This window comes from Qipengyuania citrea (genome assembly GCF_009828015.1).
In the GTDB taxonomy this organism is placed as follows: Bacteria; Pseudomonadota; Alphaproteobacteria; order Sphingomonadales; family Sphingomonadaceae; genus Qipengyuania; species Qipengyuania citrea.
In genome coordinates this window covers 845,461-865,149 of sequence record NZ_WTYG01000001.1, presented here as the reverse complement: position 1 = coordinate 865,149, position 19,689 = coordinate 845,461, and the positions used below count along the sequence as shown (strand labels likewise).

The following is a 19,689-nucleotide window of genomic DNA, read 5'->3' as shown; positions in this document are numbered from 1 at the left end:
CGCCGGGATCGGTACGCCGGCAGCCGCCCGGCCCGTTGGCTGTGGATCGCTCACTCCGCGGGTTCGGCCCCCGGCCCGGCGGTGCTATCGCCGATGATGCCGCGCGTATCGTCGCCCTCCTTGTAGGTGAGCAGGCGGTTGCGCAGCCACGGTCCGACGCGCTTCTCGAAGCTGTCTGCAAGGCTGAAGCCAGCGGGGACGATCAGCAGCGTGAGCAGGGTCGACAGGATCAGCCCCCCGATCACCACCGTGCCCATCGGCGCGCGCCAGGCGCCATCACCGGACCCAAGGACACCCGAAAGCGCGGTCGGAACCATGCCTGCGGTCATCGCCACGGTCGTCATCACGATCGGCTGGGCGCGCTTGTGGCCGGCGTCGATGATCGCGGGCAACTGGCGGGTGCCCTTGTCCATCTCCTCGATCGCGAAGTCGATCAGCAGGATCGAGTTCTTCGACACGATCCCCAGCAGCAGCAGGATACCGATATACACCGGCATCGACTGGGGTTGGCCGAACAGCCAGACCAGCAGGATGCCGCCCAGCGGAGCGAGCGCCAGGCTGGTCATGTTGACCAGTGGGCTCATCAGTCGCTTGTACAGCAGGACCAGTACTGCGAACACCAGCAGGACGCCCGAAACGATGGCGATCATAAGGCTGCTGATCAGTTCCTGCTGCCATTCATCCTCGCCCACGACATCGCGGATGACCCCCTGCGGGAGATCCTGAAGGATCGGCAGCGCGTCGATCTCGGCCTGCGCCTCGCCCTTGACGACACCCTGCGCCAGATCAGCCCCCACCAGCACCCGGCGGTTCTGGTTGTAGCGCTGGATCGTCGTCGGGCCTGATCCGAAGGAAACATCGGCTACCCGCGAGAGCGGAACCGATCCGCCGCTCGCGGTCTGGACCGGCAGGTTGCGGATCGTTTCGAGGTCCTCGCGCGAGCGCTCGGGCAACTTCACGCGGATCGGGATCTGCCGGTCGGAGAGCGAGAACTTCGCGGCATTCTGTTCGATCTCGCCCATGGTGGCGATCCGGATCGTCTGGCTGATCGCGAGAGTGGTCACCCCGAGTTCCGCGGCGAGGTCCTCGCGCGGTTCGATGATCAGTTCGGGACGGTTGATGTCCGCACTGATTCGCGGGGCCACCAGCGTGTCGATACCTTTCATCTGTTCGACCAGCGTGGCGGCGGTGTCGTTGAGCAGCTCGGGATTCGAACCGGCCAGCATCACTGTCACGTCGCGGCCCGAACCGAACCCGCCCGACTGCGAGGCGAAGCGCACCCGTGCGTCGGCGATCTTGGCGAATTCCGGCGCCAGGGCGCGTTCGAACTCGATCGAGGTGCGTTCGCGGTCGGGCTTGAGCGTGACGTAGAGCGTTGCCTGCCCTTCACGAACGCGTTCCAGCGCGAGTTCGACCTCTTGCTGCGCATAGAGGAGGTCGGCGACCTGATCGGTCACGCGCTCGGTGGTTTCGAGCGTGGTGCCCGGAACCATCTCGATTTCAACCCGGCTGTTTTCATCGTCGATGTTGGGCTGGAACTGGCCGGGGACGATGCTGAACAGGAGAATGGTAAGCAACAGCGCGAAATAGCCGACCCCGAGCATCCAGACCCGGTGATCGAGAAAGCGCGCATAGAGATACTGCCAGGCTTGCGCCATGTGGTCGCCGAACATGCGGACGACGAACCCGGTTATGCGGAAGAATGCCAGGGCGGCGAGCAGGCCGATCGCCAGTGCCAAGGCAAGCTGGACCAGGCCGACGAGCGTAGCGAGGAACTTGACCAGGCCCTGCGGATCGGGATCGCCCCCAGTGATGAGATCGGGCAGCCCCAATCCCTGGATCAGGGAAGACGCCTGGAAAGTCGCAATCGCCGAGATTGCCAAGGCGCCGAGCACGACCAGCAGCAATGCGACGATGTAAAGCCCGCGGCTGCGCGGCCCTGCTATACCCTGCCGAACCGCCAGCATCTTGCCGCGATCGAGAGACCAGCGCAGGATGCCCATGTACCGGTCCATCATGCGGCCCTCGCCATGCGCGGCCTGGCCGTGTGCCTTGAGGAAGTAGGCGGCCAGCATCGGCGTGATCATCCGGGCCACGGCAAGCGACATCAGCACCGCGACCACGACGGTGAAGCCGAAGTTCTTGAAGAACTGGCCCGAGATTCCCGGCATGGCCCCCACGGGGAAGAACACGGCGACGATACAGAAACTGGTGGCGACCACTGGCAGGCCGATCTCGTCGGCCGCATCGATCGAGGCCTGGTAGGCAGTCTTGCCCATCCGCATGTGTCTGACGATGTTCTCGATCTCGACGATCGCATCGTCGACCAGCACGCCTGCGACCAGCGCCAGCGCCAGCAAGGACAGCTGGTTGAGGTTGAAGCCGAGCAGATCCATGAACCAGAAGGTCGGGATCGCGGACAGCGGGATCGCGACAGCCGATATCGCAGTCGCGCGCCAGTCGCGCAGGAAGAAGAACACGACCACGACGGCAAGGATGGCGCCCTCGATCATTGCCGCCATCGCGCTTTCGTACTGGTCCTTGGTGTATTTGACCGTGTTGAACAGCGGGATGAATTTGACGCCCGGATTCTCCGCTTCGATCTGCGCGATCTTCTCGAGCGCTTCTTCATAGACGGTAACGTCCGATGCGCCCTTGGCGCGGCTCATCGCGAAATTGACGACTTCCTTGTCGCGGACCTTGCTGATCGATGTGCGTTCCGAATAGCCATCGCGCACCGTGGCGACATCGGCCAGCTTGACCGTGCGGCCACCGCCCAGCTGGATCTGCCGCTGGCTGAGCGCGTAGGCATCCTCGCTGTTGCCCAGCACCCGCACCGATTGGCGCGTGCCGCCGACTTCGGCCATACCGCCCGCGGCATCGACATTGCTCTGGCGCAGCACGCCGTTGATCTGGCTGGCTGTCACTCCCAGCGCCTGCATCCGCGGCAGGTCGAGGATAACTTCGATCTCGCGGTCGACCCCGCCGAAGCGATTGACCTCGGCCATGCCTTCGATGCTGAGCAATTGCTTGGCGACCGAATCGTCGATGAACCAGCTAAGCCCTTCGATCGTCATGTCGTCGGCTTCGACCGCATAGATCGCGAGGAAGCCGCCGGAGATTTCCTCCTTGGTGACGCGCGGTTCGAGAATTCCGTCGGGCAGGGATCCACGGACCGTGTCGACCGCATTCTTCACTTCGGCGACCGCATCGTTGGGATCGGTGCCGATCTCGAACTCGATGAAGGTGTTCGAATTGCCCTCGCGCGCGGTGGAATTGAGCGAATTCACGCCGTTGATCGAGCGCACGGCCGATTCGACGCGCTGGGTGATCTGGTTCTCGATTTCGGTCGGCGCGGCGCCGGGCTGGGAAATCGAGACGTTGACGGCGGGAAACTCGATGTCTGGATTGTTGACAACATCCATCCGGGCGAAGCTGATCAGGCCCGCCAGCAGCAGCGCCGTGAACGCCACCAGCGGAATGACCGGGTTGCGAATCGACCAGGCAGAGATGTTGCGGAAATTCATCGAGTTACCCCTGCTTAGTCGTCGAGCTCGGCGAGCTGCGTCCGGACCGTTTCACCTTCGGTCAGGAAGCCCCCTGCGCGCAGCACGACACGTTCCGAACCGTTCAGCCCTTCGGCGATCACGATACCTTTCGACGTGACCGTGCCGGTGGTCACCGCGCGGCGTTCGGCCTTGTCCTCGCCATTGATGATCAGGACATAAGCGCCGTCCTCGTCGGACAGCACTGCGCTTTCGGGAAGGATCGGCGCGACGACCGTGCCGCTGGCAATCGTTGCAGTGGCAAAACCACCCGGCCGCAGGCCCGGAGCGTAGCTCAGCGCAATGCGTGCGGTGCCCTGGCGATCCTGCTCGCTGATGATCGGCGAAACCTGCCAAACCTGCCCGGTGAACAGTTTGTCGGTGCCGACCGGGCGCACCTGCGCACGCGTTCCCGGCGAAATCGACGCCAGCGCATCTTCGTTTAGCCGCGCGAGCAGTTCCATTTCGCCCCCGCGGGCGATCCGGAACAGTGGCGGCGAACCGGCGCTGACCGTCTGGCCGGGTTCGACATTGCGTTCGAGCACATAACCCGCCGCGGGGGCGAGGATGTCGAGGCGGGCATTGCGCGCGCGCAGTTCGGCCAGCTGCGCCTGTGCCACGCGGACGCGTGCGACGGCGGCATCGCGGGTCGCGGTCAACCGGTCGACATCGGCTTGCGAAACGAAGCCGCGTTCGACCAGCTGCAACGCGCGATCGAGATTGGCCTGCGCTAGATCGGCATCGGACTGCGCGACCTGGACCTGTGCGGAAAAGCTCTGGACCTGCTGCGACTGGACCGAGCGGTCGATCCGGGCAAGCACCTGGCCCTGACTTACCCAGTCGCCGGCATCGACCGGCACCGAGACGACACGGCCGCCCTCGCCCACGACGCCGACCGGCATTTCACGCCGCGCGGCGAGCGAGCCGGTCGCGGTGATTTCACCTTCGACCGTGGTCCGCCCCGGACGCACCACGGTAACCGTGGGCGCCTGCGCGTTTTCTTCCCCGGCAGGGGTCGTCGTGCCACCACGCATGGCGAAATAGGCCGCAATCGCGAGACCGAGGACGATAAGGCCGGCGATGATGATGATCCTGCGGCGATCCGTACGCCGTTTCTCGAGACGGTCGTCTTCGTCGGGATCGAAGTCGACCGTGATCGGATCGCCCTTCTCGGCCATTACACCTGACTCGTAATTCATGTCGTACCCTGCCCCAGAAGCGCTGCGAACGAGCAGTGTATTACATTGCTATATCACTCAGCGCAAGAATTTCGCATGGAGGCGATAGACCCGGGCCCAGCGCAGGGCAATCGACGCTTCGACCGGGGGCCGGTATAGCCGGACGAATGTCGCCCGCGCGCCACAAGCAGCACTGCCGCATATACGAAGGGCGGGACGCCCTGCGACGCCCCGCCCTGAAACTTCAGTAAGTGACCCGGCTTAGCGGACGCGGCCACGCTGGATGAGATTGGCGATGCCGAGCAATACGATGGCACCGACCAGCGACATCAGCAGACCCGGAATGCTGAATTCGGTCAGCGTCGAGCCGACCCCGATCAGCGAACCGATGAAACGGCCGATGAAAGAGCCGACGATGCCGACGACGATATTCCAAAAGATGCCCATCGAGGCGTCGCGGTTCATAACCAGGCTAGCCAGCCAACCGATAATCCCACCGACGATAATAGCGATAATCCAAGCCATTCGAATTCCTCCTGTTCTTCCCGTCAACCCGATGTGCCTTCAACGAAAGCATGGGCTGACCGGTTCCCCGAATTCGGCTCGAGGATGAACGCGCAGCGATGGAGGAGTCAAATCGTTCCCGTGACGAATGGCGATCAGTATTTGAGCTGGCGTTCGTAAAGGTCGCGGTAATGCTGAATCCGGGTGACGCGCAGCCCCTGCATGCCCGACCGATCGACAGCGCGCTGCCACGAAGCGAATTCCTCGAGGCTGAGCGAATAGCGTTCGAGCACCTCGTCGATCGTCAGCAACCCGCCATTCACCGCCGCGACCACTTCCGCCTTGCGCCGCACCACCCAGCGCTTCGTATCGGGCGAAGGCAAGTCGTCCACGGTTAACGGCTCGCCAAGCGGCCCGATAACCTGTGCAGGGCGGATGTCCTGGTTTTCGATCATTCTCTACTCTCTGTCGCCTTGGTCCGCGTCGTTCGCGGGATGACCAAGACCTAGGGGGGCGGCTTTTCCATCGCTTAAAGCAGCTTGGTTAACGGTCAGTTTACCTTCTTCATTGCCCTCGCGGCGGGCTTGCCCAAAGGCGTTGAATCCAGCCTCCACCCGTTCGAATTCATCGCGCAAATCGCGAGTCGCAGCGAGTTTCGCAACCAGATCGGTCCAGCGAAACTGGCGCAGATCCGCGCTTCCGCGCTGATCCGGTAGCGTTTTTTCTTTGGAGCGGCCCTCAAACATGGTCTCCGTACATAGGCGACCCATGGTAAACGGATCGTGAAGGTCGCCGCAGCGCTCGCCAGCCCTTGGTATCTGGCGGCCTTGCGCCAATCCGTGTATGGCCTTGCCATGCCCGCAACCGATATCCTTTCGCCGGACCAGGCTGCCGCTCTGTTCGACCTGCCGCGACCGGCAGCCGAATGCCGCATCGTTGTCGCCATGTCGGGCGGCGTCGACAGTTCGGTGGTCGCCGCGCTTGCCGCGAGGACCGGTGCCGAAGTCATCGGCATCACCCTGCAGCTGTACGATTACGGCGCCGCCACGGGGCGCAAGGGCGCCTGCTGCGCCGGCGATGACATCCGCGATGCACGCGAGGTCGCCGAACGGCTGGGCATCGCGCATTACGTCCACGACCACGAGGGCGCCTTTCGCGAAGAAGTGGTCGAGACATTCGCCGACGACTACCTTGCCGGACGGACGCCCGTGCCCTGCATCCGCTGCAACATGGGGCCCAAGTTCACCGATCTGCTCGACATGGCGCGTGAACTGGGGGCGGACTGCCTTGCCACCGGGCATTACGTGAAGCGCGTCATGGGGGCCGCCGGCCCCGAATTGCACCGCGCTGCCGATCCTGCGCGCGACCAGTCCTATTTTCTCTACGCCACCACCGACGACCAGCTGGCCTTCCTGCGCTTCCCGCTCGGCGGCATGCCGAAAGCGGAAGTGCGCGAGCTCGCCGAAGGGTCGGGATTGCGCAACGCTGCCAAGCCCGACAGCCAGGATATCTGCTTCGTACCCGATGGCGACTATGCCAAGATCGTGCGCAAGATGCGGCCCGAAGGCGCAGAGCCGGGGGCGATCGTCCATGCCGCGACCGGAGAGCAGCTGGGCGAACACAAAGGCGTCATCCACTATACGGTAGGCCAGCGCCGCGGACTCGACATCGGGGGCCAGCCCGAACCGCTGTATGTCGTCGGCATCGACGCCGCCTCCGCACAGGTCAGGGTCGGGCCGAAGCGCATGCTGGCCGTGACCGCAGCGCAGATCATCGAGACCAACCGCATCGGTCCGCTGCCCGATGTCCCGCTGACCGCCAAGGTGCGTAGCCTCGCCAAACCGGTGCCGGTCACGCTCGAAGGCCCGCTGGGCAATGGGGCCGAAGTTGCGATCCGTTTTGCCGATCCGGAATTCGGCGTCGCGCCCGGCCAGGCGGCCGTCCTCTACGCGGGCGAGAGGGTCGTTGGCGGCGGATGGATCGATTCGACGACCCGCGTCGCCGCCTAGTCGCGCCACTCCTGCAGGACGCAGCCATAGCCTTCCCGGTAGGCGGCGGTTTCCGATGCGACCAGCGGGATCGATGCCGTGACGCTCCTGGCCGCCGCGTCATCGCTGAGCGAAACCAGCTCCATCCCTGCCAGTCTGTCCTTGGCGCAATCGTCCAGGCTGCGATCTGCGACGAAACGACACGAGCAGCCGACCCGCGCGGCATAGGCAACCCCTGCCCCGCCGGTCTTGCGCAGCCCTTCGCCCCACGCGAGCCACGCCGCACCGAGCAGCACGGCGACAAGCAGGATCGACCAGAACCAGAGGCGGGTTTTGCGAGTGCGGGTTTTGGCCGTTGCCAAGCGGGATTCCTTCATGCGAGTGACGCACATATGTTCATGCGGCCCGCCCCCCTTATCGCGCTTGCGCTCGCCACCTCAAGCCTTGCGTCCTGCGGGTCGTCCGGACCGGCGCAGGAACCCCCGCTCAGCGAAGAAGCGCTCGCTGCGGTAAGCAAGCAGCCCGGCGCGCCCACGCGGCCGCTGGCACGGGCAGCGGACGATCTGTTCACGCGCGAGGGCCTTGGCGAAACCCGCGCGCTGGTGGTCTATCACGGGGGCACCCTGGCGGTTGAGCGCTATGCGCCGGGATATGATGCCGACACGCGTTTCGTCAGCTGGTCCATGGCCAAGACGGTCACCGCGATCATGATCGGCATGCTGGTTGCCGACGGGCAGCTCCGGCTCGATGCGCCCGCGCCCGTGCCCCGTTGGCAGCGAACCGGCGATCCGCGCGCCGAAATCACCCTGCGCCACCTGCTGCAGATGCGCGCCGGGCTCGAACATACCGAGGCCGGCGATCCACCCTATGACAGCAGCGAAGTGCGCATGCTGTTCCTCGACGGGCGCGACGACATGGCCGATTACGCCACCGCGCAGCCGCTCGAGGCGGAACCGGGCGAGCGATTCGAATACTCCTCCAACACCACTGTCATCCTCGCCGATATCGCGGCCCGGGCGCTGACCGGCAGCAGCGATCCCGATATCCGCCGGCAGGCGGTGACCGACTATCTCGCCGCTCGGCTGTTCGAACCGCTGGGCATGACCAGCGTGGTGCCCGAATTCGATCGCGCCGGCACGCTGATCGGCGGCAGCCTGATCCATGCCACCGCCCGCGACTGGGCCAAGCTGGGCGAGCTGCTGCGCAACAAGGGGTCCTATCGCGGCGAACAGCTGGTGCCGCGCGCCTGGGTCGAGGAAATGGTCACTCCCAGCCCGAAGAGCCCGCATTACGGTCTGCAGACATGGCTCAACCGGCCGACGGGTGAAGACCAGCACCCGCTGATCCCCGCCCGCGCGCCCGAATCCGCCTTTTCCATGATCGGGCACATGGGCCAGTATGTCTTTGTTTCGCCCGCGCAGAAGCTCACCGTCGTCAGGCTCGGCCATTCCGACGCGCCCGAGCGCCGCGCCATGCTGCAGCAGCTGGCCGATCTCATCGAATTGTACCCCGCCAGCTAGGGCAGCAGGAACCGGCCCTCGACCACGGTCACGCAGTCGCCGGACAAGATCGCCTGCTCGCCATCGCGGCGGCAGGTGGCATGGCCGCCGCGCTGCGACGCCTGGAACGCGGTGAAGCTGTCGCGTCCCAGCCGTTCGGTCCAGAAATAGGTCAGCGCGGCATGGGCGGAGCCGGTGAAACTGTCTTCGTCCACCCCGCTCCCCGGTACGAACACGCGGCTGACGACATCGCTGTCCGAACCGCGCGCAGTGCAGATGAACTGGTCGCTGCCCAGCGCGCCCAGGCCGCGCAGGTCGGGATCGAGTGCGCGCACCTGCGCTTCGCTGTCGAACAGATAGATGCCGTAGCCATCCTCGTTCAGCCACACTTCGGCCGGTTCGGAGCCGAGCAACGCCGCCGCTTCGGGCCATGATCCCGGCGCACTGCGGATAAGCGGCAGCGCCAGTTCGTATCCCGTGCCGGTGCGCGCGACTTCGAGAAGCCCGGCCCTGCGCGTACGAAAGGTGACCCTGTCGCCTCCATCGCGGGTCAACAGCACATGTCCGCTCGCCAGCGTGGCGTGGCCGCACAGACGGATTTCCTCGGCCGGGGTGAACCACCGCAGCTCCCACTCGGCCGCGCCACTCTCGTCGCGGACCAGGAAAGCGGTCTCGGCGAAATTGTTCTCTTCGGCTATCGCCAGCAATTCGGCATCGTCGGGCCAGCGCTCGAGCGGCATCACCGCAGCCTGGTTGCCCGTGAACGGCCGGTTGGCGAATGCGTCGACATGCCAATAGGGTATCGTGCGGCTCATGCATCTTTCTCCAGCTTGGCGAATTCATTGTCTTCGACCAGCGGGTTGTTGGGCTCGTCCACATGGCCTTCGGGGTCGATGTGGATCAGCAATTCGGTTCCGGGAAACTGTTCGAGCAGGTCGGCCTCGACCCGGTCGATGATCGCATGCGCGGCTGCAATGGTCAGCGCCGGGGGCAGATCCACATGGAACTGGACGAAGTCGCGGTTCCCGCTGGTGCGCGTCCGCAGGTCGTGGAGGTTGGACAGTTCGGGATGGCGCGCCGCAGCTTCGACGAAGGCCTGGCGCTTTTCGTCGGGCCATTCGCGGTCCATCAGATCGTCGACCGCATCGCTCGCCCCGCGCCATGCGCCCCATGCCAGCCAGCCGGCGATGGCTAGGCCGAACAGCGGATCGGCGATCCCGAAACCCGCATATTGGTCGAGCACCAACGCGGCGATCACGGCAAGGTTGAGCAGCAGGTCGGACTTGTAATGCAGGTGATCGGTCTGGATCGCGAGGCTCCGCGTCCGGTTCATCACGAATCGCTGCCAGGAAAGCAGCGCGAAAGTGAGCGCGATGGCGATCAACGATACCGCGATGCCTTCCTGCGCCGCAGCGGTGGGCCCGCCCGCCGCCAGCTGCATGATCGCGCGCACCGCAATGCCGAATGCCGAAAGCGCGATCAGCATCACTTGGAAGATCGCCGCGAGCGCCTCGGCCTTGCCATGGCCGAAGCGGTGATCCTCGTCGGCAGGCATCGACGCGATCCAGACGCCGGTCAGCGTGGCAAGGCTGGCCACGAGATCGAGCGCCGAATCGGCCAGGCTGCCGAGCATGGCAGTGGACCCGGTCCGCCAGCTAGCCCAGGTCTTGAGCGCGACCAGTATCAGCGCGACCGAGATCGACGCGACGGCAGCGGACCGCGCGAGCAGGGCGCGATCGGTCGTCATGGGTACAGAAGCGTGTCGGACCACGCCTCTTCCGCAGCATCGCGAACGAACAGCCGGCGATCATGCAGCCGGTACTGGCGATCCTGCCAGAACTCGATCCGCCGCGGGCTGAGCCGGAAACCCGTCCAGTGCGGCGGGCGCGGAATGTCACCTTCGGGATAGCGTTCCTCGAGCGCCGTTACCCGGTCGAGATAGACCTGGCGGTCGGGCAGCGCGCGCGACTGGTCGCTGGCTGCCGAGCCGATCTGGGAGACGCGCGGCCGCGAATGGAAATAGGCGTCGGCTTCGGCGCTGCTCACTTCCTCCAGCGGGCCTTCGATGCGAATCTGGCGGCGCAGGCTCTTCCAGTGAAACAGCAGCGCCGCACGCATATTGGCGCGGATCTGTTCGCCCTTGCGGCTTTCGGCATTGGTATAGAACACGAAACCGTCCGGGCCGTGGCCCTTCAGCAGCACCATGCGGACCGAGGGCAGCCCGTCTTCCGACGCGGTTGCGAGCGCCATCGCATTGGGATCGTTGGGTTCGCTTTCCTTCGCTTCGGCGTACCACACTTCGAAGAGCATGAAGGGATCGCTTTGCGGGATGGCGCTTTCGTCGGACTGCATGCGGGCTTTCCTAGGGGGTGGGAGACTTGGAACACATGGAACACGGTTCTGGAGCAAAATTCTGCGCGGGCCGTTGGCGCTTCGAGAGCGGTACAGACAGGAGAATTGCGGTATCCATGATCGATCCCCTATCCCCGATCCCAGCCGTAGGAAACCGCGCGTGCTTGCGCGGTGCCGCTGTAGTGCCTAGCTGATACGCCAAATGGCCACGAACTCTTCAGATCCCTATGCCACGCTCGGCGTCAGCCGCAATGCGTCCGAGAAAGACATCAAGAGCGCTTATCGCACGCTGGCGAAGGAGTTGCACCCCGACCGCAACAAGGACAATCCGCAAGCGTCCGAACGCTTCAGCAAGGTCACCAATGCCTATGACCTGCTGTCCGACAAGGACAAGCGGGCGCAGTTCGACCGCGGCGAAATCGATGCCGATGGCAATCCGGCCAATCCCTTCGCCGGCATGGGCGGCGGCGGGTTCAGGCCCGGCGGCGGCCAACGCGGCTACCGGCCCGAAGACATGCAGGGTTTCGGCACCGAGGACGTCGACCTGGGCGATATCTTCGAAGGATTGTTCGGCGGCCGCGGCCCGCGCGGTGGACCCGGCGGCAGTCCCTTCGGCGGGGCGCAGCAGCGGCGCGCGCCGCAGAAGGGCGCCGATGTCGCATACCGGCTGCGGGTCCCCTTCATCGATGCCGCGACGCTCAAGCCGCAGCGCATCACGTTGGCGGACGGCAAGACGATCGATCTGAAACTGCCCAACGGGGTCGAGGACGGGACGCAGATGCGCCTGAAGGGCAAGGGCGAACAGGGGCCCGGCGGACCGGGCGACGGGCTGGTCACGATCGCGATCGACCCGCACAGTTTCTTCAAGCGCCATGATGACGATGTGCGCTTCGACCTGCCGATCACGCTCGACGAGGCGGTTAACGGCGGCAAGGTCCGCGTCCCGACGGTCGATGGCCCGGTCATGATGACGCTCAAGCCCGGGACCAGCGGCGGCACCGTGCTGCGCCTCAAGGGCAAGGGGTTCACCCGCAAGACCGGCACCCGCGGCGACCAGCTGGTAACGCTCGAAATCCAGCTGCCCGATATGCTCGACGAACTTGCCAAGCGCCTCGATGGATGGAAGGACGAGAGCGATCCGCGGAGCAAGCTCGGGGTGTAGCCCTTGTCGCAAAAGGAAATGCCGGACAGCTGGCGACGCGAAATCCAGTCGCTTTCGCCCGAGAAGCGGCGCGAGGAAGCCCGCGATCTGCGCGGCCGGATCGAACAGCAGGTCGGCCCGGGAACACGCGCCTGGAAAGTCGCCAAGCGTGCGCTGATCGGCACCTATAACGATGGCTTCATCCACGCGGGCAATCTGGCCTATCTGTCGATGCTGGCGATCTTCCCCTTCTTCATTCTCGGCGCGGCGGTGTTTTCCGCCTTCGGCGAGGAAGCCGAACGCGCGGCCACCATCAACGCCCTCCTCTATGCGCTGCCGCCAATGGTCGGCAGCGTCATCGAACCCGTCGCGCGCGACGTGATCGAAGCGCGCAGCGGCTGGCTGCTCTGGGCCGGGGCGGCGGTGGCGCTGTGGACCGTGGGCAGCCTGATCGAAACGATCCGTGACATTCTGCGGCGCGCCTATGGCACGCAGGCGACGCATGCCTTCTGGAAATACCGGCTGCTGTCCGCGGGCGTGATCCTCGCCGCGGTCTTTCTCTTGCTGCTCAGCCTGATCGCGCAATTCCTGATCGGCGCGGCGCAGGAGGTGATCGAGGCCTATTTCCCCCAGCTGGTCGACCGCGTGGTGGCGCTGCGGCTGTCGCGGATCGTGCCGTCGCTCGGCCTGTTCGGTTCGCTCTACCTGATCTTCTATTCGCTGACCCCGTCCAAATACCGGCGCAAGCGGTATCCCAAGTGGCCGGGGGTGCTCCTCACCACGATCTGGTGGATCGCGGTGACCACGATCATGCCCGCGGTGCTGCGCAATTTCTTCGCCTACGACCTGACCTATGGCGGGCTTGCGGGCGTGATGATCGTCCTGTTCTTTTTCTGGCTTGTCGGGCTCGGGGTGGTTATCGGCGCGGAACTGAATGCGGCGCTGGCCGAGACGCCCGAAGAGGAACTCAGCCAGACGGAAGAAACCGACGAAGGCCGCCGCGCCGCCCTGGCGCGCGAAATGGAAGAAGAGGAGCATGCCGCATGAGCGGGTTGATGGCAGGTAAGCGCGGGCTGATCATGGGGCTCGCCAACGACAAGTCGCTGGCATGGGGCATCGCCAGGCAACTGGCGGAGCATGGGGCGGAACTGGCCTTTTCCTACCAGGGCGAAGCGCTCAAGAAGCGCGTCGGCCCGCTGGCGGAACAGGTGGGCAGCGATTTCCTGATCGAATGCGACGTATCGGACATGGCTGCGCTCGACACCGCCTTCGATACGCTCAAGTCGCGCTGGGAGACGATCGACTTCGTCGTTCACGCGATCGGCTTTTCGGACAAGAGCGAACTGCGCGGGAAATATGTCGACACCAGCCTCGACAACTTCCTGATGACGATGAACATCTCCGCCTATTCGCTGGTCGCGGTGGCCAAGCGCGCACGCGCCATGATGCCCGAGGGCGGTTCGATCCTGACGCTGACCTATTACGGCGCGGAGAAGGTCATTCCGCATTACAACGTGATGGGCGTGGCCAAGGCGGCGCTGGAATCCAGCGTGAAATATCTCGCCAACGATCTCGGCCCGGAAAACATCCGCGTCAATGCGATCAGCGCCGGCCCGGTGAAAACGCTCGCTGCGAGCGGGATCGGCGACTTCCGCTATATCCTCAAATGGAACGAGCTCAATTCGCCGCTGCGGCGGAATATCACCATCGACGATGTCGGCGGCTCGGGCCTCTATCTGCTGTCCGACCTGTCATCGGGCGTGACGGGTGAAACGCACCATGTCGACGGGGGCTACCACGTCGTGGGCATGAAACAGGAAGACGCGCCCGATATCGCGCTCGATTAGCGAACTGCCCTGCGGCTCAGGCCACGTCGGGCCATATCCCGCGCGTGTCGTAAACCGCCTTGCCCAGCCGCTCTTCGGGCGGAATGACCTTGAAGACATCGTGGTCTACCAGCGGGATCAGTACGTCCGATTCCTCTAGCGCGGTGTCGATATCGACCAGTTCGGCGCCGGTGCCTTCGAATTCGGCTGGCAGGGAGCCGGCATAGGGTTCGACCACCTGCACGCGCGCGCCGAATTCGCGGGCGAGCGATGCGGCGACGAAGCGCGCGGGCGATTCGCGAAAGTCGTCGATATTGGCCTTGAAGGCGAGCCCGAGGCAGGCAATCTTCGCGTCCGGCTGGGCCGCGGCCAGTGCCCGCGCGCGGGCCAGGACGTGGTGCATCTTGGCGTCGTTGGTATCGCGGGCCTGGCGGATGATCTTGGCCTCGTCGGGCGCGCCATGGACGATGAACCAGGGATCGACCGCGATGCAGTGCCCGCCCACGCCCGGTCCGGGGGTCAGGATATTCACACGCGGATGCCGATTGGCCAGGCGGATGACCTCCCACACGTCGAGCCCCTGACGGTCGGCGATCATCGAAAGCTCGTTCGCGAAGGCGATGTTGACGTCGCGAAAGGCGTTTTCGACCAGCTTGGTCATTTCGGCGCTGCGCGCATCGGTGGTGACGCATTCGCCCTTCACGAAGCGTTTGTAGAACGCCAGCGCCTTGCGCGCGCACCGCGGAGTGATTCCGCCGATCGAACGGTCGTTATGCGTCAGTTCTTCGAGGATCCGGCCGGGCAGCACGCGTTCGGGGCAATAGGCGATGCTTACGTCGGGCAGCCCCTCGGTCAGCCCGGGCAGTGCAAGATCGGGACGCCGCGCGGCGATGGCATCGCGCATGGCCTCCGTGGTGCCGACCGGCGAAGTCGATTCCAGGATGACCGTATCGCCCTTTCTTAGGACGGCAGCGACCTGCTCTGCCGCGGCCATGACATAGGAGGTATCGGGGGTGTGGTTGCCATCCTTGGCGAACGGCGTGGGTACCGCGATGACGAAGACATCCGCGGGCGCAACTTCGGTCGAGGCCTTGAGCAGGCCGCGCTGCACGACCGCCTGGACCAGCCCGTCGAGATCGACCTCCTCGATATGGATCTCGCCGCGATTGATAGTGTCGACCACGGTCTGCGTCACATCGACGCCGTGCACCGGACAGCCGGCGCGAGCGATGATCGCCGCCGTGGGCAAGCCGATATAGCCGAGACCGATGACGCACACATCGGGCTTTGTATCACCACGCATGAAACTGCTTCCCTGAACCTTTGGCGGGTTGTGGTAGCGCGTGTCGGTAAATTTAACAGTAACGCCGGTCAGCTGGCTGCGAGCAGATCGGCGATCCGTTCGGCGGCATGCCCGTCGCCGAACGGGTTGTGCGCCTGCGCCATCGCCGCATAGGCCGCCGGGTCGTCGAGCAGACGATTGGTTTCGCGCACTATCCTGTCGGCATCGGTTCCGACCAGCCGGGCGGTTCCGGCAGCAATGCCTTCGGGCCGTTCGGTGGTTTCGCGCATCACCAGCACGGGCTTGCCCAGCGCGGGCGCCTCTTCCTGTACGCCGCCGCTGTCGGTGAGCATCAGGTGGCTGATATCGAGCAGCCGCGCGAACTGCGGGTAATCAAGCGGCTCGAGTAGCGCGACATTGTCGAGCCCGGCCAGTTCGACCTTCATCACCGCGCGCACCTGAGGGTTGAGATGGACGGGGAAAATAACCGCAACGTCCTGCCGAGAGGCTATCGACTTAACCGCTTTGGCGATAGCTTGCATGCCCTCGCCGAAATTTTCACGCCGGTGGCTGGTGACCCCAATGATCCGCCGCCCCGCGAAGCGTTCTTCCAGCGCGCGCAGCCCATCCGCCAGCGCGAGCCTGTTGTCGACGCGTGCGGTGACCCACTGCAAGGCATCGATAACCGTGTTGCCCGTCACGTGGACGATCGCCGGATCGACGTTTTCACGCAGCAATGCATCCCGGGCGGTCGTGGTCGGCGCGCAGTGCAGCGCGGCAAAACTGCCGACAACGCGGCGGTTCACTTCCTCGGGCCAGGGATGGTGGATGTCGCCGCTGCGCAGGCCCGCTTCTACATGGCACACGGGTATCTTGCGATAATAGGCGGCAATCGCCCCCGCCATCACGGTGGTGGTATCGCCCTGGACGACGACCCAGTCGGGCTGTTCGAGATCGAGCACCTTGCCGATTTCCACCAGCGCCCGCGCCGTGAGAGCATCGAGCGTTTGTCCGGGAGTCATCAAGTCGAGATCGTGATCGGGAACGATGCCCGCGATATCAAGCACCTGGTCGAGCATCTCTCGGTGCTGCGCTGAAATGCACACGCGGCCAATGAACCGGTCATCCCGCGCCAACCGGTGAACCAGCGGGAACAGCTTTATAGCTTCGGGACGCGTCCCGAACACAGTGAGGATCTTGCGCGGCGCGGCCATTGCACTGCCCTAGCCGCAAATGGTTAACCGCGGATAGACTACTCCGGATCGGCGCCCGCTTCCGGCTGCGGAAGCGCGTCTTCCCCGGCGGTTTCGGCAGCGCGCTCGCGCTCGAGCCGTTCCATATATTCGCGCTCGATCATTTCGACGCGTTCCTGTTCGGCGGCTGCGTCTTCATCGATCGTGGCGAGGCGCTTGGCGCGTTCTGCAGCGATGATCTCGCCAAAGCGGACGCCCGCGTCATTCGCCTTGTCGGCATAGGCCGCATTGATCATTTCCTGCGTGCAGCCGGTAAAGCCGCCGGCACCTGTGGGCGAACAGGACATGATCCCGAAGTCGCCTGCCATTTCGAATCGCTCCACGCGCTCTGCCCAGGAAGTGTTCGCCGGGCTTTGCGAGAAGCGCAGGGTTTCGGGGATCCGGTAGCGGTCGTTTTCAGCCTTGCGCGCGCAGACGACGATCTGGTCGGCGGTCGACTGCGGGCATTCGTCATCGCCGTAGACGATCACCATGTTGTAACTGTCGTCACCCGTGTCCACCGCGTCCTGCGCATGGGCGGCGGCAGGCAGGGCAAGCGCAAGACCGGCAATGGCTATCAGCGATTTCGACATGGGTATCCTCTCGGGCGTTTGCAGGCGAAGCGACAAGACGCTTCGGGCAGTGAACTGGTCATGAAGCGCGAAAGCGGGGGTCCCGGTTCCCGTCAGACACGTTCGGAAACACGGATCGCAGCGCGGCAGCCGAGCCGGATGAGGCCCGACAGCAGCGGGTAGGCAGGCGCACGTTCCGCACCGGCGGCAAGCGCCGCATCGCGATGCTCGCGTTCGTCCTCGCGAAATTCCTCGATCATCGCCGCGAGTTCGGGGTCCTCACCGGTCTCCTGCAACCGGTCGAGCTGGCGCGAATAGTGATCGTCGATTTCGGTTTCGACCGCCGCGGTGCAGGCCATCGCCGCTTCGGGGCCGATCAGCGCCGTAACCGCGCCCAGTGCGAACCCGGCCCTGTCCCAGAAAGGTTGCAGCGCGGTCGGGCGGACCCCGCGGCGCGCCATCAATGCATCGAACTGCGCGCGGTGGCCCGCTTCCTGCTCTGCCATGCCGGCGATTTCAGCCGAATCGGGGCCGCGATCACCCATCACCGCCAGCTGGCCGGCGTAGATCCGCGTGGCGCCGAATTCGCCCGCCTGGTCGACGCGGATCATGCGAGCGATATGGTCGGGCACCTTGGTCATGCGTTGCGATCCTTCACCATCAGGACGGAAATTGCCAGTGCCGCCGCGCTCGACACGAGGAAATTGTAGCCCGCCAGGCTAATCCCCGCGAGCGTCCAGGCGGGCTCGTCACACCGCACGAGCGGCGTGTTCATGATGTCCTCAAGCGCATTGCCACTGCCGCCTCCGGCGATGACCGCGCAGGAGGTGATCCCCGGCCACCAACCGTATTCGACGCCTGCGTGGAACAGACCGATGGCGCCCGACAGCGCGATCGCGAGCGCCGCAAGCCAGATCCACAGCCGCCGCGGCGTCACGGTGTAGGCTAGCAGCGCCAGTCCGCCCGCAGCGAAATGCGGCCAGCGCTGCCACCAGCACATCTCGCAGGGGTACAGGCCGAAACCGTATTCCGAGAGATACGCCCCGCCCAACAGCGCTGCCGGTACGGCAAGCGCGAGCAGACGGGCGAGACGGGCGTGCTGCGTCAGGAACATGCTGCGCGGCCTAGCCTATTTCGCGCGCGCGGCAATGTTCATCGGGCTCGTGCGGCGCAGCGTCTGCAGCGCGTAATGCAGCTGGAAATCTTCGATCCCCTGCTCTTCCAGTTCCTCGGCGGTCTGCTGGAACCGCGGATCGTCGCGCGCATCTTTCTCCACCGCGTCGTCCTCGATGCCGATCTCGTTGATGAGATGGCCGCGCAGATCCGATTCGCGCATCTGGAAGCGCGCGCGCTTGGCCAGATCGGGATCGGACAGCTGCGGGACGGTGATGTCGGGGTCGATCCCGCCTTCCTGGACCGAATGGCCCGAAGGCGTGAAATAGCGCGCCGTCGTCAGCTTGAGTGCCGCATCGCGGCCGAGCGGCAGCAGCGACTGCACGCTGCCCTTGCCGAAGCTGCGTTCGCCCATCACCACGGCGCGGCGATGGTCCTGCAGGGCACCAGCGACGATTTCCGAAGCCGACGCCGAGCCAGCATCGATCAGCACGACCATCGGCAGGCCGCCGGCGATGTCGCCGCGGAACACGGTTTCGGCGTCATAGGCGATATTCTCGCCGCGGGCGCGGCCACGCTGCGAGACGATGCGGCCTTCGGTGAGGAAGAGATCGGACAGCGCGACCGCTTCGTCGAGCGAGCCGCCGGGGTTGGAGCGCAGATCGAGCACCAGCCCGTCGATCCGGCCGGTGGCTTCCGCTTTCATTTCTTCCCACGCTGTAAAGACATCGCTGCCGACATCGCGGGAAAATTCATTGACCATGATTTGGCCGATATTGCCCTCATGCAGTTCCCAGGTGACCGGTTCGAGTTCGATCACGCCGCGCTTCACAGAAAGATCGAAGGGTTCGTCGCGGCCCGGGCGGAAGATCGTGAGCTGGATCGAGGTACCCTCGCGGCCGCGCATCTGCGCGACCGATTCATCGAGCTCCTGCCCCACGATCAGCCGCCCATCGAGATGGGTGATGAAATCGCCGGCCTTGATCCCCGCAATATCGGCCGGGCTGCCGCGGAACGGCGAGATCACCTTCACCGCGCCGTCTTCCGCCACGACGGAGAGGCCCAGGCCCGAATAATTGCCGTCGATCATCGTTTCGAGCCGCTGCAAATCGCTGCCGTCGAGATAGCCCGAATGCGGATCGAGCGCGGCCAGCATGCCATCGATCATGCCGCGCATCAGCGTTTCATCGTCGACCGGGTCGACATAGCTCGCCTTGATCCGCTGGTAGACCCCGAGGACCTTCGAGAATTCGGCCCCCGCGCGGCCATCGACCTGCGCCATGCTGGCAGTGGTCGCGGGAATCAGCGCGACGGCGGTCACGAGTGCGGCCGAACGGGCCAGAGCGGCGAATTTCATGGGCGAGAGGACTCCTTTGCGCAGGCCAATCTATCGCCTGTGCGCGCTTAATACCAGATGAGCAGCATTACGCAGTACGCGCGAGCCGGTTACGACCAGC

General features: G+C 64.9%; 20 protein-coding genes. 5 read left to right on the top strand and 15 right to left on the bottom strand.

The features are described from left to right. Positions 1–50 precede the first annotated feature (50 nt). From GRI55_RS04065 to GRI55_RS04045, 5 genes are all read right to left on the bottom strand, one after another. A complete protein-coding gene (locus tag GRI55_RS04065; protein ID WP_160766267.1) occupies positions 51–3,527 on the bottom strand; it encodes an efflux RND transporter permease subunit in 3,477 nt (1,158 codons plus the stop codon). A gap of 14 nt (positions 3,528–3,541) precedes the next feature. After that, entirely contained in the window at positions 3,542–4,744 is a 1,203-nt protein-coding gene (locus GRI55_RS04060) for an efflux RND transporter periplasmic adaptor subunit (protein WP_050601430.1), read from the bottom strand. A gap of 240 nt (positions 4,745–4,984) precedes the next feature. After that, positions 4,985–5,248, bottom strand: coding sequence for a GlsB/YeaQ/YmgE family stress response membrane protein (locus GRI55_RS04055; RefSeq protein WP_050601431.1), 264 nt, complete (start codon positions 5,246–5,248; stop codon positions 4,985–4,987). A gap of 134 nt (positions 5,249–5,382) precedes the next feature. After that, positions 5,383–5,682, bottom strand: a complete 300-nt coding sequence (gene sciP / locus GRI55_RS04050) for a CtrA inhibitor SciP (RefSeq protein ID WP_050601432.1) — start codon at positions 5,680–5,682, stop codon at positions 5,383–5,385. A 3-nt stretch (positions 5,683–5,685) separates the two neighbouring features. Beyond that, on the bottom strand, positions 5,686–5,973 hold the full coding sequence (locus GRI55_RS04045) for a hypothetical protein (protein ID WP_156488744.1): 288 nt from the start codon (positions 5,971–5,973) through the stop codon (positions 5,686–5,688). Positions 5,974–6,081: 108 nt separating this feature from the next. On the opposite strand from GRI55_RS04045, the gene mnmA reads away from it, so the two are divergent. Next, the gene (gene mnmA, locus GRI55_RS04040) at positions 6,082–7,236 is read left to right on the top strand and encodes a tRNA 2-thiouridine(34) synthase MnmA (RefSeq protein ID WP_160766477.1); all 1,155 of its coding nucleotides are present in this window, start codon (positions 6,082–6,084) and stop codon (positions 7,234–7,236) included. Here the strand turns inward: mnmA and GRI55_RS04035 are convergent. Further along, the gene (locus GRI55_RS04035) at positions 7,233–7,577 is read right to left on the bottom strand and encodes a hypothetical protein (RefSeq protein ID WP_233996522.1); all 345 of its coding nucleotides are present in this window, start codon (positions 7,575–7,577) and stop codon (positions 7,233–7,235) included. The genes mnmA and GRI55_RS04035 overlap by 4 nt on opposite strands. 30 nt (positions 7,578–7,607) lie before the next feature. Here GRI55_RS04035 and GRI55_RS04030 point away from each other — a divergent pair, with 30 nt between their 5' ends. After that, on the top strand, positions 7,608–8,735 hold the full coding sequence (locus tag GRI55_RS04030; RefSeq protein WP_063505500.1) for a serine hydrolase domain-containing protein: 1,128 nt from the start codon (positions 7,608–7,610) through the stop codon (positions 8,733–8,735). Here GRI55_RS04030 and GRI55_RS04025 read toward each other — a convergent pair. Genes GRI55_RS04025 through pdxH form a run of 3 tightly spaced genes read right to left on the bottom strand, consistent with a single transcriptional unit; the run spans position 8,732 to position 11,066 of the window. Beyond that, on the bottom strand, positions 8,732–9,529 hold the full coding sequence (locus tag GRI55_RS04025) for a PhzF family phenazine biosynthesis protein (RefSeq protein ID WP_050601435.1): 798 nt from the start codon (positions 9,527–9,529) through the stop codon (positions 8,732–8,734). The two genes, GRI55_RS04030 and GRI55_RS04025, sit on opposite strands and share 4 nt — an antisense overlap. Continuing rightward, complete coding sequence (locus GRI55_RS04020) at positions 9,526–10,461, bottom strand: cation diffusion facilitator family transporter (RefSeq protein ID WP_160766266.1); 936 nt, start codon at positions 10,459–10,461, stop codon at positions 9,526–9,528. The genes GRI55_RS04025 and GRI55_RS04020 overlap by 4 nt, the downstream gene beginning before the upstream one ends. Continuing rightward, positions 10,458–11,066 (bottom strand): pyridoxamine 5'-phosphate oxidase, encoded by a 609-nt coding sequence (gene pdxH, locus GRI55_RS04015; protein WP_160766265.1) that lies wholly within the window; start codon positions 11,064–11,066, stop codon positions 10,458–10,460. The genes GRI55_RS04020 and pdxH overlap by 4 nt, the downstream gene beginning before the upstream one ends. 202 nt (positions 11,067–11,268) lie before the next feature. Between pdxH and GRI55_RS04010 the strand changes: the two genes are divergently transcribed. From GRI55_RS04010 to fabI, 3 genes are read left to right on the top strand one after another with little or no spacing between them, the layout of a single operon-like run. After that, on the top strand, positions 11,269–12,228 hold the full coding sequence (locus tag GRI55_RS04010) for a DnaJ C-terminal domain-containing protein (RefSeq protein WP_160766264.1): 960 nt from the start codon (positions 11,269–11,271) through the stop codon (positions 12,226–12,228). A gap of 3 nt (positions 12,229–12,231) precedes the next feature. Then, the gene (locus tag GRI55_RS04005; protein WP_414478898.1) at positions 12,232–13,254 is read left to right on the top strand and encodes a YihY/virulence factor BrkB family protein; all 1,023 of its coding nucleotides are present in this window, start codon (positions 12,232–12,234) and stop codon (positions 13,252–13,254) included. Further along, positions 13,251–14,054: an enoyl-ACP reductase FabI gene (fabI, locus tag GRI55_RS04000; protein WP_160766263.1), complete on the top strand. Its 804-nt coding sequence runs from the start codon at positions 13,251–13,253 to the stop codon at positions 14,052–14,054. Before GRI55_RS04005 ends, fabI begins: the two co-directional genes overlap by 4 nt. A gap of 16 nt (positions 14,055–14,070) precedes the next feature. Here fabI and wecC read toward each other — a convergent pair whose 3' ends face one another. From wecC to GRI55_RS03970, 6 genes are all read right to left on the bottom strand, one after another. After that, complete coding sequence (gene wecC, locus GRI55_RS03995) at positions 14,071–15,336, bottom strand: UDP-N-acetyl-D-mannosamine dehydrogenase (protein WP_160766262.1); 1,266 nt, start codon at positions 15,334–15,336, stop codon at positions 14,071–14,073. Positions 15,337–15,404: 68 nt separating this feature from the next. After that, the gene (wecB, locus tag GRI55_RS03990; protein ID WP_160766261.1) at positions 15,405–16,529 is read right to left on the bottom strand and encodes a non-hydrolyzing UDP-N-acetylglucosamine 2-epimerase; all 1,125 of its coding nucleotides are present in this window, start codon (positions 16,527–16,529) and stop codon (positions 15,405–15,407) included. 38 nt (positions 16,530–16,567) lie between these two features. Continuing rightward, positions 16,568–17,140, bottom strand: coding sequence for a hypothetical protein (locus GRI55_RS03985; RefSeq protein WP_160766260.1), 573 nt, complete (start codon positions 17,138–17,140; stop codon positions 16,568–16,570). A 92-nt stretch (positions 17,141–17,232) separates the two neighbouring features. Next, complete coding sequence (locus GRI55_RS03980; protein WP_050601444.1) at positions 17,233–17,760, bottom strand: demethoxyubiquinone hydroxylase family protein; 528 nt, start codon at positions 17,758–17,760, stop codon at positions 17,233–17,235. Beyond that, positions 17,757–18,233, bottom strand: a complete 477-nt coding sequence (locus tag GRI55_RS03975) for a disulfide bond formation protein B (RefSeq protein ID WP_160766259.1) — start codon at positions 18,231–18,233, stop codon at positions 17,757–17,759. Before GRI55_RS03975 ends, GRI55_RS03980 begins: the two co-directional genes overlap by 4 nt. Before the next feature lie 15 nt (positions 18,234–18,248). Next, positions 18,249–19,589 (bottom strand): S41 family peptidase, encoded by a 1,341-nt coding sequence (locus tag GRI55_RS03970; RefSeq protein ID WP_063506519.1) that lies wholly within the window; start codon positions 19,587–19,589, stop codon positions 18,249–18,251. Between the last annotated feature and the right edge of the window lie 100 nt (positions 19,590–19,689).

Excerpts from the sequence above, each read along its gene's own strand:
- GRI55_RS04065 (WP_160766267.1), bottom strand. The coding sequence starts at position 3,527 with ATGAATTTCCGCAACATCTCTGCCTGGTCGATTCGCAACCCGGTCATT.
- GRI55_RS04060 (WP_050601430.1), bottom strand. The coding sequence starts at position 4,744 with ATGAATTACGAGTCAGGTGTAATGGCCGAGAAGGGCGATCCGATCACG.
- GRI55_RS04055 (WP_050601431.1), bottom strand. The coding sequence starts at position 5,248 with ATGGCTTGGATTATCGCTATTATCGTCGGTGGGATTATCGGTTGGCTG.
- mnmA (WP_160766477.1), top strand. The coding sequence starts at position 6,082 with ATGCCCGCAACCGATATCCTTTCGCCGGACCAGGCTGCCGCTCTGTTC.
- GRI55_RS04045 (WP_156488744.1), bottom strand. The coding sequence starts at position 5,973 with ATGTTTGAGGGCCGCTCCAAAGAAAAAACGCTACCGGATCAGCGCGGA.
- GRI55_RS03970 (WP_063506519.1), bottom strand. The coding sequence starts at position 19,589 with ATGAAATTCGCCGCTCTGGCCCGTTCGGCCGCACTCGTGACCGCCGTC.
- pdxH (WP_160766265.1), bottom strand. The coding sequence starts at position 11,066 with ATGCAGTCCGACGAAAGCGCCATCCCGCAAAGCGATCCCTTCATGCTC.
- GRI55_RS03980 (WP_050601444.1), bottom strand. The coding sequence starts at position 17,760 with ATGACCAAGGTGCCCGACCATATCGCTCGCATGATCCGCGTCGACCAG.
- wecC (WP_160766262.1), bottom strand. The coding sequence starts at position 15,336 with ATGCGTGGTGATACAAAGCCCGATGTGTGCGTCATCGGTCTCGGCTAT.
- GRI55_RS04020 (WP_160766266.1), bottom strand. The coding sequence starts at position 10,461 with ATGACGACCGATCGCGCCCTGCTCGCGCGGTCCGCTGCCGTCGCGTCG.
- GRI55_RS04010 (WP_160766264.1), top strand. The coding sequence starts at position 11,269 with ATGGCCACGAACTCTTCAGATCCCTATGCCACGCTCGGCGTCAGCCGC.
- GRI55_RS04030 (WP_063505500.1), top strand. The coding sequence starts at position 7,608 with ATGTTCATGCGGCCCGCCCCCCTTATCGCGCTTGCGCTCGCCACCTCA.
- GRI55_RS03975 (WP_160766259.1), bottom strand. The coding sequence starts at position 18,233 with ATGTTCCTGACGCAGCACGCCCGTCTCGCCCGTCTGCTCGCGCTTGCC.
- GRI55_RS03985 (WP_160766260.1), bottom strand. The coding sequence starts at position 17,140 with ATGTCGAAATCGCTGATAGCCATTGCCGGTCTTGCGCTTGCCCTGCCT.
- GRI55_RS04025 (WP_050601435.1), bottom strand. The coding sequence starts at position 9,529 with ATGAGCCGCACGATACCCTATTGGCATGTCGACGCATTCGCCAACCGG.
- sciP (WP_050601432.1), bottom strand. The coding sequence starts at position 5,682 with ATGATCGAAAACCAGGACATCCGCCCTGCACAGGTTATCGGGCCGCTT.
- wecB (WP_160766261.1), bottom strand. The coding sequence starts at position 16,529 with ATGGCCGCGCCGCGCAAGATCCTCACTGTGTTCGGGACGCGTCCCGAA.
- fabI (WP_160766263.1), top strand. The coding sequence starts at position 13,251 with ATGAGCGGGTTGATGGCAGGTAAGCGCGGGCTGATCATGGGGCTCGCC.